The organism is Actinoallomurus sp. CA-142502 (assembly GCF_050936355.1).
GTDB classification, from domain to species: domain Bacteria; phylum Actinomycetota; class Actinomycetes; order Streptosporangiales; family Streptosporangiaceae; genus Actinoallomurus; species Actinoallomurus iriomotensis.
Genome location: NZ_JBNJMY010000001.1, coordinates 5,105,984 through 5,123,063 on the forward strand (window position 1 = coordinate 5,105,984; position 17,080 = coordinate 5,123,063).

A 17,080-nucleotide genomic window follows, 5' to 3' on the forward strand; every position below is an offset into this window, starting at 1 on the left:
ACCGCCCGTCCACCTCGCCCACGGCGCCGACGAAAGAGACGCCGTGACCGAGTGGAGCGAGCGCGAGGAGGAGCGTTTCGTCTCGCCGGTCGCCGACGGCGAGGAGAAGGTCATCGAGGCGGCGCTGCGCCCCAAGCGCCTCGACGAGTTCATCGGGCAGGCGCGCGTACGCGAGCAGCTCTCGCTCGTGCTGCACAGCGCGCTCCGGCGCGGCCGGCCGCCGGACCACCTGCTCATGTCCGGGCCTCCGGGCCTGGGCAAGACCACCCTCGCGATGATCATCGCCAGCGAGCTGGGCATGCCCCTGCGCATCTCCTCCGGTCCGGCGATCGAGCGGGCCGGCGACCTCGCGGCCGTGCTGTCCACGCTGTCCGAGGGCGAGGTGCTGTTCCTCGACGAGATCCACCGGATGGCCCGGCCCGCCGAGGAGATGCTCTACGTCGCGATGGAGGACTTCCGCGTCGACGTGGTCGTCGGCAAGGGACCGGGCGCGACCGCCATCCCGCTCGACATCGCGCCGTTCACGCTCGTCGGCGCGACCACGAGGGCCGGCCTGCTGCCGGCGCCGCTGCGCGACCGGTTCGGCTTCGTCGCGCACATGGACTTCTACGAGCCGGCCGATCTCCAGCGGATCATCGACCGCTCGGCGCGGCTGCTCGACGTGCGGATGGACGAGGCGGGTGCCGCCGAGATCGCCCGGCGCTCCCGCGGCACGCCACGTATCGCCAACCGGCTCCTGCGCCGCGTCCGCGACTTCGCCGAGGTTCGCGCCGACGGCGTGATCACCGAGGGGATCGCCCGCGACGCCCTGGCGCTGTACGAGGTCGACGCCGAGGGACTGGACCGGCTCGACCGTGCGGTGCTCGACGCGCTGCTGCGAAAGTTCGGCGGTGGGCCGGTGGGGCTGTCGACACTGGCGGTCGCGGTGGGGGAGGAGCCAGAGACGGTGGAGGTGGTCGCCGAGCCGTTCCTGGTGCGTAAGGGACTCATCGCCCGCACCCCCCGTGGCCGGATCGCGACTCCTTCGGCCTGGCGGCACCTGGGTATCACCCCGCCGCCCACGGTTGAAGGTACCCTTTTCGAAGTGACGGAGGAGTGACGAGGAACTTCCCGCCGTGCCCAGTCGTCAGCTCGTTGCCGGGGTTTCGTCAAGTCCTTTACACTCCGGAGCTTGTCGCCGTCGTCAGGCGACACGCCTTTCGCACGCGAATCGTCGGCGGCGGGCTGAACCCCATATCGGAAGGATGCCCCGGTGCAGGGCAACACTGAACTCATAGCGCTCACGCAACTCGCTGCCCAGAAGAGCAACCCTCTGGTCACGCTTCTGCCGATCATCCTCATCGGCGTCGTGTTCTATTTCCTGCTCTTCCGCCCGCAGCGCAAGCGACAGCAACAGCAACTGCAGATGCAGCGTCAAATAGAGCCGGGCCAGCGCGTCATGACGACCGCGGGCATGCTCGCCGACGTCGTCGCCATCGAGGACGACCACGTCGTGCTGGAGATCGCCCCCGGGGTCGAGGTCCGCTACGTCAAGCAGGCCATCGCCCAGGTCGTGCCCGACGAAGACCCCGAGGAGATCGAGGACGAGGCCGAGGCCGAGGACGACGCCGAGGAGACCGGCGAGTCCACCCACGCCGAAGAGCCCGAAGAGGAAGAGGCGCCCAAAGCCGGCGAGACGCTGCAGGACGAGGTCGAGGTCGAGGCCAAGACCGAGACTCTTCCCGGCGCGACCGGGAAGAAGACCGGAGACGCGCCGCTGAACGACGGCGAGGACAAGTCCGGCAAGAGGCCCTCGGCCTGACCAGAGCCTGACCGCAGACAAAGGACGAAAGACGACCGTGGCTCCGCCAAGCAGAAACGTTTCGAGACCAGGGCGCGTGCTCCTCGCGCTGTTCGTGATCGCCGCCGCCCTGGTGGGCCTGATGTTCTGGCAGGGCCAAAAGACGCCCAAGCTGGCCCTCGACCTGGCCGGCGGCACCACCGTGACGCTCACGGCGGAGCCCTCGCGGCCAGGCGCGAAGATCGGCGACTCCGAGATGACCCAGGCGATCAACATCATGCGCGAGCGCGTGAACGGCCTGGGCGTCTCTGAGGCCGAGGTGACCAAGCAGGGCAACAACGTCATCGTCGTCCAGGTCCCCGGTCAGGGACAGGAGCGGGTCGTCAAGCTCATCGGCACCACCGCCAAGCTGGAGTTCCGGCAGGTGATGGTGGCCGAGCCGGTCGGCGCCGCTCAGCAGCCGGCCCCCACGCCCACCCCGACCCCGTCGGGCAAGGCCTCCAAGTCGCCCAAGCCGTCGGGCAGCCCGTCGGCGAGCGGCAAGCCGTCCACGAGCTCCTCGCCCAAGGGGCGTGCGCTCGCCCAGGCCCTGACCACCACGCCGAAGCCGTCGGACAAGGCGTCCGCCAAGGCCACGCCGAAGCCGAGTGCCTCACAGTCGCTCACCCCCGAGCAGCTCCAGCAGTTGCAGCAGCTCCAGCAACAGCAGCAGGCGGGCGCCGAGGACTTCACCGGCGTCGATCCGGCGGTCAAGGCGCAGTTCAGCAAGCTCACCTGCACGGGCAACGACATCGGCCAGGGCCAGACGCTGAACCCGGCCAAGCAGGCCGCGATCTGCGCCCGGCCCGACCCGAAGACGCACAAGAGCGACTACAAGTTCATCCTGGCGCCGGCGCAGATCTCCGGTGAGCAGGTCACCAAGGCGCAGGCGCTGCCGCCGGACCCGCAGAACGGCCGGGTCCAGTGGACGGTCAGCCTCGACCTCAACGGTGCCGCCACCAAGACGTTCGCGGACTTCACGTCCAAGGCCGCGGCGCTGGGCGAGAACAACACGCGCAACCACTTCGCGATCGTGCTCGACGGCACCGTCTACTCCTGGCCGAGCGTCAAGGAGGCCATCACCTCCGGCAACGCCCAGATCGAGGGCCAGTTCAGCCAGGAGGACGCCACCGACCTGGCCAACGTGCTCAAGTACGGCGCACTGCCGCTGAAGTTCGTGCCGAGCTCGATCGAGTCGGTGTCGGCCACGCTGGGCAAGGACCAGCTGAGCGCCGGCCTGATCGCGGGCGCGATCGGCCTGGGCCTGGTCGTGCTCTATTGCCTGCTCTACTACCGGGGCCTGGGCTTCGTGGCGATCTCCAGTTTGATCGTCGCGGGCGTCCTGACGTACGAGTCGGTGGTGTTGCTCGGCAAGTTCATCGACTTCCGGATGTCGCTCGCCGGCATCGCGGGCGCGATCGTCGCGATCGGCATCACGGCGGACTCGTTCGTGGTCTTCTTCGAACGATTGCGCGACGAGGTCCGGGAGGGGCGCAGCCTGCGCACGGCCGTCGAGCGCGGATGGCACCGCGCCCGGCGTACGATCATCGTGGCGGACGCGGTCTCGTTCATCGCCGCGCTGCTGCTGTACTGGTTCGCCATCGGCGGGGTCAAGGGCTTCGCGTTCACGCTGGGCCTGACCACCCTCATCGACGTGGCGGTGGTGTTCTTCTTCACCAAGCCGCTCGTCACGATGCTGGCCCGCACGAAGTTCTTCGGGCGTGGCCACCGGTGGTCCGGACTCGATCCGTCCACACTGGGTGTCACCAAGCGGCCCACGGTCCGCCCGGCCAGCACCAAGGAGGCCTGATGTCACGCCTGGGCACCATCGGCGGCCGGCTTCACCGAGGGGAGATCTCCCTCAACTTCGTGGGGCGGCAGAAGCTCTGGTACTCCATCTCCGGCCTCATCCTGGTCATCAGCGTCGTCTCGCTGCTGACCCTCGGGTTGAACTTCGGCGTCGAGTTCAAGGGCGGCACCGTCTTCCAGTTCCCGACCAAGCCGGGCACCACCACGTCGGACGCGCGTGCGGCGGTCGCGGACTCCGGGGTCGTCAAGGAGGACCCCATCGTCCAGAAGACCGGGGCCGGCTGGCGTGTCCAGACCGAGAGCCTCACCTCCGCTCAGGTGACGAAGGTGCAGGAGACGGTCCAGCACAGGTTCGGACTGCCCAAGCCCGACGACGTCAGCCCGCAGTCGGTCGGTGCGAGCTGGGGTAAGGACATCTCCCAGAAGGCGCTCCAGGGCCTGGTCATCTTCCTGGTCGCGATCATCATCTACCTGTCCATCGCCTTCGAGTGGCGCATGGCGGTCGCGGCGTTGATCGCGCTCGCGCACGACATTTTGATCACGATCGGCGTCTACTCGCTCGTGCAGTTCGAGGTGACGCCCTCCTCGGTGGTCGGCCTGCTGACCATCCTCGGTTACTCGCTGTACGACACGGTCGTGGTCTTCGACAAGGTGCGGGAGAACACCCGCCCGCTGCTCACGACGAAGTCCATGACGTACAGCCAGGCGGCCAACCTCGGCCTGAACCAGACCCTGGTCCGGTCGATCAACACCTCGGTGATCGCCCTGCTGCCCGTGGCCGGCCTGCTGTTCATCGGCGCCGGGGTCATGGGCGCGGGCACGCTCAAGGACCTGGCGCTCGTGCTGTTCGTCGGCATGCTGGCCGGTGCGTACTCCTCGATCTGCATCGCGACGCCGATCCTGGCGGACCTGCAGGAACGCCAGGCCAAGTACCGGGACCTCGCCAAGAGGGTGAAGAGCAAGGCCGGCAGCGCCAAGCGGCAGTCGCGTGCGGCGAACGCCGAGGCCACGGCCAAGCCCGCCGCCGACGGACCGGAGAGCGAGCCCCAGGACACGGTCCCGGGCGAGGAGGAGGGCGACGCGGCCACCTCGGTCGGCGCGGGCATCCGGCTGGTCCAGCAGGGTCCGCGGCAGCAGCCGCGCCGCACCGGTTCCAAGGGACACCCGAGCGGCAAGAAGAAGCGCTGACCCGGCCGTAGCGACTCAGGCATTCGGCGGGCGGTATCTCCCGATAAGGGAGGTACCGCCCGCCGAAGCGTGTACGGTGTCCGATGCGTCCATGAGGAACTCCGCGCGCCGGGTTCGGCGAAGCGCGGCCAGAGGAGGCCAGAGAACGATCGTGACCAGGCGACCCGTCGACCTGACGCAGATGATCAACGATCGCATCAGGGACGTCCCCGACTATCCCAAGCCCGGCGTGATGTTCAAGGACATCACCCCGCTGCTCGCCGACCACACCGCCTTCGCCGCCGTCGTCGACGCCATCGTCGCCTACTACGGCCGGGGCACGATCGACAAGGTGGCCGGCATCGAGGCGCGCGGCTTCATCCTCGCCGCGCCCGTGGCGTACCACTTCGGCGCCGGGTTCGTGCCGATCCGTAAGCAGGGCAAGCTCCCGGCCGCCACGTACGCGGAGAATTACGACCTGGAGTACGGCAGCGAGACGATCGAGGTGCACAAGGACGCGTTCGCGCCGGGGGAGCAGGTGCTGATCGTCGACGACGTCCTGGCCACGGGCGGCACCGCCAAGGCCACCGCCGCGCTCATCGGCCGTACCGGCGCGGAGGTCGCCGGGATCTCGGTGCTGATGGAGCTGGGCTTCCTGGGCGGCCGCGACCGGCTCTCGGACCTCGACGTGCACGCCCTGGTGACCGTCTGAGAGCCCTCAGAGGGTTTCCGGTCGTCGAGCGGGAGCCGTCTGACTCGGACGGCCCAGGGCGAAGGCAGGGTACGGATGGGGGTAAAGGTGCTCGTGAGAGGCGGGGTGTCGGTGGCGCGGGATCACCGTCGGAGGTGATCCGGACATCCACCGGTCACCGGTGTTCGGTCCGGAATGGTGGATCGGCACCGACTGGAATTCAGCTGCCGCTAAACTGGTGTTCCGACGCAGGCATGGGGAGGCTGGGTGCGCGGTGAGGTGGTGTCTACCGACGCGGCGTCCGATGCCGCGCTGACACCACGCATCAACCCCCACACGTTGCCGGCACCCGACGGCGAGCCCGCTTCCGCGCCCGATGAGGGCGACCGGACTCCCCCGAGGACCCCCTCAAGCCCGGCCGCGCCGTCGGCCGCCCGGGTCCGCCGGCGGCTCGCCCGGCTCGGCGCCCAGCGTGGACCCACCATGAATCCTGTACTCGAACCTCTGATCAAGACGCTCCGGAACACACATCCCAAGGCGGACGTGCGTCTCGTCGAGCGCGCCTACGACGTCGCGGCGCACCATCACCGCGACCAGAAACGCAAGAGCGGCGATCCGTACATCACGCACCCGCTCGCCGTGGCCACGATCCTGGCCGAGCTCGGCATGAACACCGAGACGCTGTGCGCCGCCCTCCTGCACGACACGGTCGAGGACACGACCTACACCCTCGACCAGCTCCGCACCGACTTCGGCGACGTGATCGCCGCCCTGGTCGACGGGGTGACCAAGCTCGACAAGGTCAAGTACGGCGAGGCGGCCGAGGCCGAGACGGTCCGCAAGATGGTCGTCGCGATGTCGCGTGACATCCGGGTCCTCGTGATCAAGCTGGCCGACCGCCTGCACAACATGCGCACCCTGCGCTACCTGCCGCGGCACAAGCAGGAGCGCAAGGCCCGCGAGACGCTGGAGATCTTCGCGCCGCTCGCGCACCGGCTCGGCATGAACACCCTCAAGTGGGAGCTGGAGGACCTCGCCTTCCAGACGCTCTACCCCAAGCGGTTCGACGAGATCGCCCGCCTGGTGTCCGAGCGGGCCCCGCGCCGCGACGTCTACCTCCAGGACGTCATCCAGCACGTCTCCCGCGACCTGCGCGAGGCCAAGCTCAAGGCGACCGTCAAGGGCCGCCCGAAGCACTACTACTCGATCTACCAGAAGATGATCGCCCGCGAGCTGAGCTTCGAGGACATCTACGACCTCGTCGGCATCCGGGTGCTCGTCGACACGGTCCGCGACTGCTACGCCGCCCTCGGCACGATCCACGCGCGATGGAACCCGGTCCCCGGCCGGTTCAAGGACTACATCGCGATGCCGAAGTTCAACATGTACCAGTCGCTGCACACCACGGTGATCGGCCCGGAGGGCAAGCCGGTCGAGCTGCAGATCCGCACGCGGGCCATGCACAACCGCGCCGAGTACGGCATCGCGGCGCACTGGAAGTACAAGGAGGAGACCGTCGGCGACGGCGGCGCCTCCACCGGCAAGGCCGGCGACATGGCCTGGCTGCGCCAGCTCCTCGACTGGCAGAAGGAGACCACCGACCCGGCCGAGTTCCTCGAGTCGCTGCGCTTCGACCTGTCGGTCTCGGAGGTCTTCGTCTTCACGCCGAAGGGGCAGGTCCTCGCGCTGCCGCAGGGCGCGACGCCGGTCGACTTCGCGTACGCCATCCACACCGAGGTCGGCCACCGTACGATCGGCGCCCGCGTCAACGGCCGCCTCGTCCCGCTGGAGTCGACCCTCGACAACGGCGACACGGTGGAGATCTTCACCTCCAAGTCGCCGGACGCCGGGCCGAGCCGCGACTGGCTCAACTTCGTCAAGAGCGCCCGCGCCCGCAACAAGATCAAGCACTGGTTCTCCAAGGAGCGCCGCGAGAGCGCCATCGAGCAGGGCAAGGAGTCCCTGGCCCGCGCGATGCGCAAGCAGAACCTCCCACTCCAGCGCATGCTGTCCGGTGAGGCGCTGCTGACGCTGGCGCACGACATGCACTACGCCGACGTGTCCGCGCTGTACGCGGCGATCGGGGAGAGCCACGTCTCGGCGCAGAACATCGTCCGCAAGCTCGTCGACGTCCTCGGCGGCGACACCGCGGAGGACCTGGCCGAGACCGCGATTCCGACCCGCAAGCGCCGCTCGCGCCCGGCCGGCGACCCGGGCGTGGTCGTGGCCGGCGACCCGGACGTGTGGGTGCGCCTGTCCCGGTGCTGCACGCCGGTGCCGGGCGATGAGATCGTCGGCTTCGTCACGCGGGGCAACGGCGTCTCGGTGCACCGCGTCGACTGCGTCAACGTGGCGAACCTCCAGACCCAGCCCGACCGCATGGTCGACGTGAAATGGTCACCGGGGGAGGACTCGGTCTTCCTGGTGGCCATCCAGGTCGAGGCGCTCGACCGGCCGCGGCTGCTGTCCGACATCACCCGCGTGCTGTCGGACCAGCACGTCAACATCCTGTCCGCCTCGGTGGCGACCAACCGCGACCGGGTGGCGGTGAGCCGGTTCAGCTTCGAGATGGGCGATCCGAAGCATCTCGGGCACGTCCTGAAGGCGGTCCGTTCGGTGGACGGCGTCTACGACGTCTACCGCGTCACGAGCTGACCACGCGTCTCTCGAGCCGCGTCCGGAAAGCGTGAGGCGGACCCGGCCCGCAGGCCCGGGTCCGCCTCGTACGAGATCAGGAGAGTTCGGACAGGGTGTGCTCTGCCTCGGCCAGCCAGGCGCGGCGAGCGGTCAGGGCCTCCTCGGCGTCCTTGACGTCCTTGTCGCGGCCGGCGTTGCGTGCCTTCTCCAGGCGCTTCTCCAGCTGCTCGATGGACGAACGCAGCTGCGCGACCGTCGCCTCGGCGCGGGCCCGCGCCTCCGGGTTGGTGCGTCGCCACTCCGACTCCTCGGCGGTGCGGACCGCTTCCTCGATCTTGCGGAGCCGTCCTTCGAGCCGCTCGCGTGAGTCGCGGGGGACCATGCCGATGCCCTCCCAGCGCTCCTGGATCGAGCGCAGGGCCTGCCGTGCGGAGCGTACGTCGCGGACGGGCAGCAGCCGCTCCGCCTCGGTGAGCAGCTTCTCCTTCGCCTCGGCGTGCTCGCGGAACTCCGCGTCACGCTCGGCGAACACCGCGGACCGGGCGGAGAAGAAGGTGTCCTGGGCGCCCTTGAACCGCGCCCACAGCTCCTCTTCGGCGTCGCGGGAGGCTCGGCCGGCCATCTTCCACTGGCGCATCAGCTCGCGGTACGCCGCGGCGGTCGGCCCCCAGTCGGTGGAGTCGACCATGGCCTCGGCGTCGAGGACCAGCCGCTCCTTCTCCGCGCGTGCGTGCTCGCGCTCCACCTCGAGGTTGGAGAAGTAGGCCTTGCGGCGCTTGGTGAACGCGTTGCGCGCTGAGGACAGCCGCTTCCACAGCGCCGTCTCCGTGGGACGGTCGACGCGCTCGGCGGCCTTCCACTCCTCCACGAGCTGGCGCAGGCGCTCGCCGCCGTTCTTCCAGTGCGTCTCCTCGACCGCGATCCGCTCCGCCTCGGCGACGATGCGTTCCTTGATCTCGCGGGCATGCACACGCGCCTGGTCACGGGCGACCTTGATCTGCTCACGACGCTCGCCGACCAGCTCCGACAGCCCGTCGAGCCGCCGGCCCAGGCCGTCGAGATCGCCGACGGCGTGGGCCTCGGTCACGGCCTCGCGGAGCCGGGCGATGCTGTGCTCGGCCTGAGCGGCCGCCAGGTCGGTGGTCTTGATCCGCTGCTCGAGCAGGTCGACCTCGGTGACGAGGGCGTCGTACTTGCGACGGAAGTAGGCCAGGGCCTCCTCGGGCGCACCGGCCTGCCACGAACCGACGGTGCGCTCCCCGGCCGCCGTGCGGACATAGACGGTGCCGTTCTCGTCGACCCGGCCCCACGGGTCAGTGGTCATCGCGGGCCTCCCCGGTGAGAGGCGTGGCCGTCGCGGACCGCCCGGTGGCCGGTACGACGTCCCCGCGCGTACGGCGAGGGATACCCAAGGATTCGGTGGCGCTGCACACCGCTGCCTCCTGTGTCAGAGCCCGGGGCGTCCCCTCACGCACCGGGCCCACCATGATGACGTCCGTGGGAGAAGCGCTCCCGCTGGCCACCCTAGCCAATCGCATTGCTACATCTTCGAGACGGTGAGGTCTTTTATTTCGATTTTCTTCTTTGGGGCGGTGTTCCCGCTCTGGTCGGCCGGCTCGGCACCCGCCTTCGCGACGGAGTCGACGACGCCCATTCCCTTGGTGATCTCGCCGAACACGGTGTAGTCGGCGGGCAGCGGAGAATCGCCGTAGACGATGAAGAACTGGCTCCCGTTGCTGTTCGGGGCGCTACTGTGCGCCATCGCGATGACGCCGCGCTTGTAGGTCGCCTGCCCGGACTTGCCGGCCTTCGGGACGTTCTCATTGCCGAAGCCGTACGCGGGACCGCCCGTTCCCGTGCCGGTCGGGTCGCCGCATTGCAACACCTTGATACCCTCGGTGACAAGGCGATGACATTTAGTGTTGTTGAAGAATTTCTTGCTCGCCAGATACGTGAACGAGTTCACCGTGCACGCGGCCTTGGAGCCGTCGAGCTTGGCGGTGATCGTGCCGAGGCTCGTGTGGATCGTCATGTCGTACGTGCCCTTGACCGGCTTCGCGGGAGGCTTGCCGACGTCCTTGGCGCTCCCGGCCGCTTCCGCGGACAGGGGCTGGTAGGCGCACTCCCCGGGCTTGACCGAGACGCTCGGCGCGGCGGTGGGCGTGGAGGCGGCGGAGGTCTTGTCCTTCTTCGCCGGGCCGTTCATGGCGAACGCGATCGCCCCGCTGCCACCCGCGACCACCACGACGGCGACCACAGTGCCGATGATCTTCATCCGCCGGGCCCTGGCCTGCCGGATCGCCCGGCGCTGCTGCTGGCGCTCGTAACGCAGCCGGGCCAGCTCCCTCTTGCGGTCTTTACCCGCCACCGGTGTCGCACCTCATCGAATCGCGTCGTGAACTGGGAAACGTGTTGCGCATCGTAGCGGTCCCGGACGGTATTTTCGGCCCCGCACCGCAGAGGCGCCCAAACCGGCCGAACGTCGGACGCGGTTCGCCCTTCCCACGCTAGAGCCTCGGTCTGCCGCTTCGACCATGCGTGTCGGGTGTTCAAGCTGCGGGTTCTGGGCGGCCGCCGTGCTGGCGGGTTCTGTCGTAGGTGCGTGCTGTAATCAGTATGTGACTGAACGTGGTGATGGTCGACCGGTGATGCCGCTGGGTCGGAGGCGGCGCCGTTATTGGGGCCCGCTTGTATTGGTGATGGGTTTCCGGTGGCGAAAGCGCCTTGTGGTGCCGATGCGTTACTTACCGAGGCGCCGTGGAGGGTGGCGGCCACCGAGGACGCGCCTCGCTGTCGCGCTGCCGGACACGATGCTCGCGTCACCGCCGCGCCCTGTCCGGCCACCGCCGCGCCCCGGTCATGTCGCCGGAGGGCCTGTCAGGCCGCCACAGTGGAGGGCGACGCGGCCGCCCGCGTGCTCGCGGCACGTAAGGGCCTGCCGCACACCGTCGTGGACCCGGGCGCCGTGATCGGGCACTCCGTCACCGGCGAGACAACTACCGGTCACCGTCGGCCACCGACCCCTACCCCTGCGGACAGGAGACCGGCCGACCGCTCCGGCCCGCACGACGCACTCCCGCGCAGACCGGGATCCGCGGCGCCGGGCCGGCCAAGCGCGGCGGGAGGCCGGTCATCAGATCGTCGCGCGTGGGCGGAGACGCCGGCGGCCGGGAACCCGCGGCATCCTGGCCCTCAACGCCGGGCGGTGGCGCGACCGGCCCGGGTGCGTGCCCGGCGGATCGGGTCACGGCACCGCACACGGGCCCATCGGTCGACCATGGCCCGTATGGGGGTTCGTCGGGCGGTCGCGACCTCTACCGGGGTTCGTCGGGCTGGCCGTGACCCGTACTGGGGTCCATCGGCGGGTCGTGACCCGTACCGGGGTTCGTCGGTCGGCCACGGCCCGTATGGGGGTTCGTCGGCCGGTCGCGACCTCTACCGGGGTTCGTCGGGCCGGCCGTGACCCCTACCGGCGTCCATCGGTCGGCCGCAGGCCGTACAGGGGCCAACGGCCGGCCGGGGCCCGCCCCACGTGGGGAGTCGCCCGGCCCGGCCCGTGAGGAACAGCCGGCCCTCGCGTCCCCGGCGAGGCGGCACGTTGACTGACACGGCACTATGTCGTTCGCGATCGCGCGCGTACCGCCGGTACGCTCGATCTCGCCGGCAGCAGTCAGAGAGGACGACCGTGCTCATCGCCAGCTTCCCCGCGGGTTCCTTCGCGACGAACTGCTACGTCGTGGCGCCCGGCGCCGGGGAGGAGTGCGTGATCATCGATCCCGGGCAGGACGCCGAGCCGATGGTCTACGATGTGCTGCGCGAGCACCGGCTCAAGCCGGTCGCCGTGGCGCTCACGCACGGCCACATCGACCACGTGTGGTCCGTCGCCCCGGTCTGCGGCGCCCGTGACGTGCCCGCCTACATCCATCCGGACGACCGTGACATGCTGTCCGACCCGGCGAAGGGCTTCCCGCCGCAGGTCGCCGGTCAGCTGCTCGGCGGCCTGACGTTCAGTGAGCCGGACGACGTGCGCGAGATCGGTGACGGTGACACCCTGACGCTCGCGGGCCTGGACTTCGTCGTCGACCACGCTCCCGGGCATACACCGGGGTCGGTGATCTTCCGGCTGGCCGCCGAGTCGGTGATGTTCTCGGGCGACCTGCTGTTCGCCGGCTCCATCGGACGTACGGACCTGCCGGGCGGCGACTACGCCGCGATCATGGACAGTCTGGCGCGGGTATGCCTGCCGCTGCCGGACGAGACCGCCGTGCTGCCCGGACACGGCGCTCAGACCACCATCGGCCGCGAGCGGGCCACCAACCCGTTTCTCAAGGAGATCGCTCCGCTCGACGGCCCGCACAGGGGACTCTAAGCAGACAGATGAGCTCGAACTTCCAGGCCCCCAAGGGGGTCAACGAGTACGTTCCGCCACGCTCGGCGATCTACCTCGCCGCGCGTGACGCGTTCGCCGCGGTGGCCACGCGCGCCGGCTACTCCTACCTGGAGCTGCCGGTGTTCGAGGACACGGCGCTGTTCTCCCGCGGCGTCGGAGAGTCGACCGACGTCGTCTCCAAGGAGATGTACACCTTCGAGGACCGTGGTGGGCGCTCGCTCACCCTGCGGCCGGAGTTCACCGTGGGAGTGCTGCGGTCGGTGCTCCAGCACAACCTGCACCGGGGAGAGCTGCCGGTGAAGGTCTGGGCGACCGGGCCCGCGTTCCGGGCCGAGCAGCCGCAGCACGGGCGCTACCGCCAGTTCTACCAGGTCGACCTGGAGGCGATCGGCTCGGAGGACCCGGCCGTCGACGTCGAGACGATCGCGCTGGCCTGGGACTGGTACCGCGAGCTCGGCCTCACTCAGCACAGCCTGCACCTCAACTCCCTCGGCTGCCGCGAGTGCCGTCCGGTGTACCGCGCGGCGCTGCAGGAGTTCCTACGCGGGCTGGACCTCGACGAGGCCACCCGCGCCCGGATCGAGCTGAACCCGCTCCGCGTGCTGGACGACAAGCGCCCCGAGGTGCGGGCCCAGGTCGAGGCCGCCCCGGTGGTCACCGACTACCTGTGCGGCGCGTGCAAGACCCACCACGACAAGGTCCGCGAGCTGCTCGCCGACCTGGAGATCTCCTGGGTCGACGATCCGCGCCTCGTCCGCGGCCTCGACTACTACACGCGCACGACGTACGAGTTCGACCACCCGCTGCTCGGCGCGCAGTCCGGCATCGGCGGTGGCGGGCGCTACGACGGGCTGTCGGAGGACATCGGCGGTCCGCCGCTGCCGGGCATCGGGTTCGGCCTGGGCCTCGACCGTACGGTGCTGGCGATGGAGGCCGAAGAGGCCGCGGCGGCGACCGTCGCGGGTGTCACCGTGTACGGCGTGCCGCTCGGCGAGGAGGCGCAGCGCAGGATCTTCGGCCTCGTCGCCGCCCTGCGCCGTGCCGGGATCGCCGCCGACATGTCCTATGACGGAAAGAAGCTGAAGGGCGCCATGCGGGGCGCCGACCGGTCCGGAGCGGCGTACGCCGTGATCCTCGGCGAGCGAGATATCGCCGCCGGGTCCGCTCAGGTGAAGGACCTGGCCAGCGGCGACCAGGTCGCCGTGCCGCTCGACGAGATCGTCACGACGTTGAAAGAGAGGCTTTCCCAACCATGATTCGCTCGCACGAGGCGGGGTCGCTCCGCCGTGAGCACGAGGGGCAGCAGGTGGTGCTCGCCGGCTGGGTCGCGCGCCGCCGCGACCACGGAGGCGTCACCTTCATCGACCTGCGTGACGCCTCCGGCATCGCGCAGGTCGTCTTCCGCGAGGAGGACACCGCCCACGACCTGCGCTCGGAGTTCTGCGTCAAGATCACCGGTGAGGTCCGCGTACGGCCCGCCGGCAACGAGAACCCCGAGCTGCCGACCGGCGAGATCGAGGTCGTCGCGTCCGACATCGAGGTGCTGAGCGAGTCGGCGCCGCTGCCGTTCCCGATCGAGGCGGACGTCAACGTCAACGAAGAGGTGCGGCTGAAGTACCGCTACCTCGACATCCGCCGCGACGCTCAGGCCCGCGCCCTGCGCGTCCGCTCCACCGCGTCGTACCTCGTCCACGACGTGCTGCGGGGCCACGGGTTCGTCAACGTCGAGACGCCGACGCTGACCCGGTCCACCCCCGAGGGCGCGCGCGACTTCCTGGTCCCCGTGCGCCTCAAGCCCGGTCATTGGTACGCCCTGCCGCAGTCGCCGCAGCTGTTCAAGCAGCTGCTCATGGTCTCCGGGCTGGAGCGCTACTACCAGATCGCCCGCTGCTACCGCGACGAGGACTCCCGCGCCGACCGGCAGCCGGAGTTCACCCAGATCGACATTGAGATGTCCTTCGTGGAGCAGGAGGACGTCCTCCAGGTCGCCGAGGACCTCGTCGGGCGGCTCTGGGGCGAGATCGCCGGGTATGAGATCCCGCGTCCGATCCCGCGCATGACGTATGCGGACGCCATGAACCGGTACGGCTCGGACAAGCCGGACCTGCGGTTCGGCAACGAGCTGGTCGAGATGACGGCCTACTTCAAGGACACGCCGTTCCGGGTGTTCCAGGCCCCCTACGTCGGCGCGGTCGTGATGCCCGGCGGAGCGTCCCAGACCCGCAAGGAGCTGGACGGCTGGCAGGAGTGGGCCAAGGCGCGCGGCGCGAAGGGCCTCGCCTACGTCCTCGTGCAGGAGGACGGCACGCTCGGCGGCCCGGTCGCCAAGAACCTCTCCGAGACCGAGCGCGCGGGCCTGGCCGCCGAGGCCGGGGCGAAGCCGGGAGACGCGGTCTTCTTCGGCGCGGGCAAGCAGCACGCCACGCAGGAGCTGCTCGGCGCGGCGCGCCTGGAGATCGGCCGGCGCTGCGAGCTGATCGACGAGTCGCAGTGGGCGTTCGTGTGGGTCGTGGACGCGCCGATGTTCGAGGAGACCGACGAGGGCGGCTGGACGGCCGTGCACCATCCGTTCACCTCGCCGCGTCCGGAGTGGGCCGACTCGTTCCAGGACAAGCCGGGCGAGGCGCTGGCCAACGCGTACGACATCGTGTGCAACGGCAACGAGATCGGCGGCGGTTCGATCCGTATCCACCGCGCCGAGATGCAGCAGCGGGTCTTCGACACGCTGGGCCTGGCGCGCGAGGAGGCCGACGAGAAGTTCGGCTTCCTGCTGGAGGCCTTCAAGTACGGCCCGCCGCCGCACGGCGGCATCGCCTTCGGCTGGGACCGCATCGTGATGCTGCTCGCGGGCCGCGACACGATCCGCGACGTGATCGCCTTCCCGAAGGCGGCCTCGGGCTTCGACCCGCTGACGGCGGCCCCGACGCCGATCACGCCCGAACAGCGCAAGGAGGCCGGCGTCGACGCCCGCCCGGAAGCGCCGGCGAACCCGCCGAACGAGCCCGGCCACATCGTGCGCCCCTCCGAGGAGCGCTACTGAGCGACGACCCGGGTCCCCTGCCCCGTGAGGGGCAAGGGACCCTGGGCAGGACGGTCTGGACCCCTCGCCACCCCGGCGAGGGGTCCAGACCGTCCTGACGCTCGAAGCCGGTCCAAAGGACGAACCCCGGCGCGAGGGGCGGGATACCTGCCTCTGCCGGTCCCGGCTTCGCCGGTCGGTCGGCTGCGGCCGGGGATCGGGGATCGGCTCTGGTCCGGGGGCTGGGTGTCCGTGGTCGCGGGTTCCGGGCTTCGCCGGGCGGTTGGTGGTGGCCGGAGTCGGTTCTGGTTCCGGGGATTGGGCGCCTGTCATTGGCGGTTCCGGCCTCGCCGACCGTTCCTTGGCGGTCGGCGAGCGAGGGGATCGGCCCTGGTTCAGGGACGGGGCGCGTCTTACTACCTGTCCTACCGGTTTTCGACCGGCCTGCGGCGGCCCGTACTGAGGGATCGGTCGCGGTCGGCTCGTCGGCCGCCCCGCCCGCGACGACCGTACGGGGCTCGGGGCCGCTGGTGGGGACGGCTGCCGGACGGAGAGGTGCTCGCCGTGCCCTCCCCGAGCGAGCGGTCTTAAGGCCCGTCTCGAAGGCGTCTGTCCCTGCTACGCGGCGGACAGGCCCTGGACCTTCACCGCTCGCGGGCACCCGCGGGTGAAAGAACTCAGAGTCATGCCCCATGCCACCTGAGCGCCGAAAGCGGCGCAGAGGGGCTGGGTCTGCGCCGAGTCAGCCTCAGCTACCTGCGACGACGCCGCGCTTCTGGGTGCGGCCGAGGAAGGTTCGTATCAGCCCGCGCGCTTGACGAGGCCCGTGGTCAGCGCCCGGTCCACGGTGAAGCCCAGGCGGTCGTACATTCGCAGGCCGACCGCGTTGTCGGCGTAGACGCCCAGCGTCACCACGTCCCGTGCTTCGGCGAAGAAGCGGCGCATCGCCCAGGCCGTGATCGACGGGCCCAGCCCCCGGCCGCGCGCCTCGGTGTGGACGGCGATCGCCGAGACGTGGCCGACGCCGTCGGCGGCGCTGGTGTCGGCCAGGCACGCCAGCAGCCGCCCGTCTCGCCGGATGCCGGCCCAGCGGCGCACCTTCGGGTCGCCCGGCCATGCCGACGTGCCGGGGCTGACCAGCGTCAGCAGATCCCTGACCGCGTCCTCGTCGTCGCACCAGGCGACCGCCGCCTCGGCCGGCTGCGGCGGCGGAGCGCCGAAGGCGGCGCGGAAGTTCCAGTCGCTCGGCTGGGTCAGCTCCAGCGGTGTGCCGCGCGGCACGATCACGCGGACGTCCTCGGGCAGTTCGCCGTGCACCGCGCTGACCAGCTCCGCCGTCTCGTCCCGTGGGCCGAGCCCGACCAGGGAACGGACGCGACCCTCCGCGTCATAGCCCGTGAAGGCGACGGCCCGGCCGTCGCCGCTACGCCAGGCGGGCCCACGGCCGGCGCCGCGCGTGCCGCGTACGAGGGGATCGTGGTCGGTGAGCTCAAGGACCTCGGGCATCGAACAGGGGGACCAGGAGGGCATGCATCCAAGCGTAAGGAG

Annotated in this window: 12 protein-coding genes; 9 read left to right on the plus strand and 3 right to left on the minus strand. The window is 70.1% G+C overall.

Annotated elements, in window-relative coordinates:
* Positions 1–43 precede the first annotated feature (43 nt).
* The 6 genes from ruvB to ACQEV1_RS24380 all read left to right on the plus strand — a co-directional run bounded on the left by ruvB (position 44) and on the right by ACQEV1_RS24380 (position 8,141).
* Complete coding sequence (ruvB, locus tag ACQEV1_RS24355; protein WP_285618975.1) at positions 44–1,099, plus strand: Holliday junction branch migration DNA helicase RuvB; 1,056 nt, start codon at positions 44–46, stop codon at positions 1,097–1,099.
* A 153-nt stretch (positions 1,100–1,252) separates the two neighbouring features.
* Positions 1,253–1,801, plus strand: a complete 549-nt coding sequence (gene yajC / locus ACQEV1_RS24360) for a preprotein translocase subunit YajC (RefSeq protein ID WP_433396326.1) — start codon at positions 1,253–1,255, stop codon at positions 1,799–1,801.
* Between the two features lie 76 nt (positions 1,802–1,877).
* The gene (gene secD / locus ACQEV1_RS24365; protein WP_285618972.1) at positions 1,878–3,629 is read left to right on the plus strand and encodes a protein translocase subunit SecD; all 1,752 of its coding nucleotides are present in this window, start codon (positions 1,878–1,880) and stop codon (positions 3,627–3,629) included.
* Positions 3,629–4,816, plus strand: a complete 1,188-nt coding sequence (gene secF, locus ACQEV1_RS24370) for a protein translocase subunit SecF (RefSeq protein WP_433396328.1) — start codon at positions 3,629–3,631, stop codon at positions 4,814–4,816. Before secD ends, secF begins: the two co-directional genes overlap by 1 nt.
* 181 nt (positions 4,817–4,997) lie before the next feature.
* Positions 4,998–5,507, plus strand: coding sequence for an adenine phosphoribosyltransferase (locus ACQEV1_RS24375; RefSeq protein ID WP_285581476.1), 510 nt, complete (start codon positions 4,998–5,000; stop codon positions 5,505–5,507).
* Positions 5,508–5,969: 462 nt separating this feature from the next.
* Positions 5,970–8,141, plus strand: a complete 2,172-nt coding sequence (locus ACQEV1_RS24380; RefSeq protein ID WP_285581416.1) for a RelA/SpoT family protein — start codon at positions 5,970–5,972, stop codon at positions 8,139–8,141.
* A gap of 76 nt (positions 8,142–8,217) precedes the next feature.
* On the opposite strand, the gene ACQEV1_RS24385 is transcribed toward ACQEV1_RS24380, so the two are convergent.
* Positions 8,218–9,447: a DUF349 domain-containing protein gene (locus ACQEV1_RS24385; RefSeq protein WP_285618969.1), complete on the minus strand. Its 1,230-nt coding sequence runs from the start codon at positions 9,445–9,447 to the stop codon at positions 8,218–8,220.
* A 216-nt stretch (positions 9,448–9,663) separates the two neighbouring features.
* Complete coding sequence (locus ACQEV1_RS24390) at positions 9,664–10,491, minus strand: peptidylprolyl isomerase (protein ID WP_433396331.1); 828 nt, start codon at positions 10,489–10,491, stop codon at positions 9,664–9,666.
* 1,317 nt (positions 10,492–11,808) lie between these two features.
* On the opposite strand from ACQEV1_RS24390, the gene ACQEV1_RS24395 reads away from it, so the two are divergent.
* The 3 genes from ACQEV1_RS24395 to aspS are packed head-to-tail and all read left to right on the plus strand — an operon-like array spanning position 11,809 to position 15,553.
* Positions 11,809–12,492, plus strand: a complete 684-nt coding sequence (locus tag ACQEV1_RS24395) for an MBL fold metallo-hydrolase (protein ID WP_285581420.1) — start codon at positions 11,809–11,811, stop codon at positions 12,490–12,492.
* A gap of 8 nt (positions 12,493–12,500) precedes the next feature.
* On the plus strand, positions 12,501–13,769 hold the full coding sequence (hisS, locus tag ACQEV1_RS24400; protein WP_433396334.1) for a histidine--tRNA ligase: 1,269 nt from the start codon (positions 12,501–12,503) through the stop codon (positions 13,767–13,769).
* On the plus strand, positions 13,766–15,553 hold the full coding sequence (gene aspS / locus ACQEV1_RS24405) for an aspartate--tRNA ligase (protein ID WP_285581422.1): 1,788 nt from the start codon (positions 13,766–13,768) through the stop codon (positions 15,551–15,553). The genes hisS and aspS overlap by 4 nt, the downstream gene beginning before the upstream one ends.
* Before the next feature lie 780 nt (positions 15,554–16,333).
* On the opposite strand, the gene ACQEV1_RS24410 is transcribed toward aspS, so the two are convergent.
* Positions 16,334–17,062 (minus strand): GNAT family N-acetyltransferase, encoded by a 729-nt coding sequence (locus tag ACQEV1_RS24410; protein ID WP_433396336.1) that lies wholly within the window; start codon positions 17,060–17,062, stop codon positions 16,334–16,336.
* Positions 17,063–17,080: the final 18 nt, after the last annotated feature.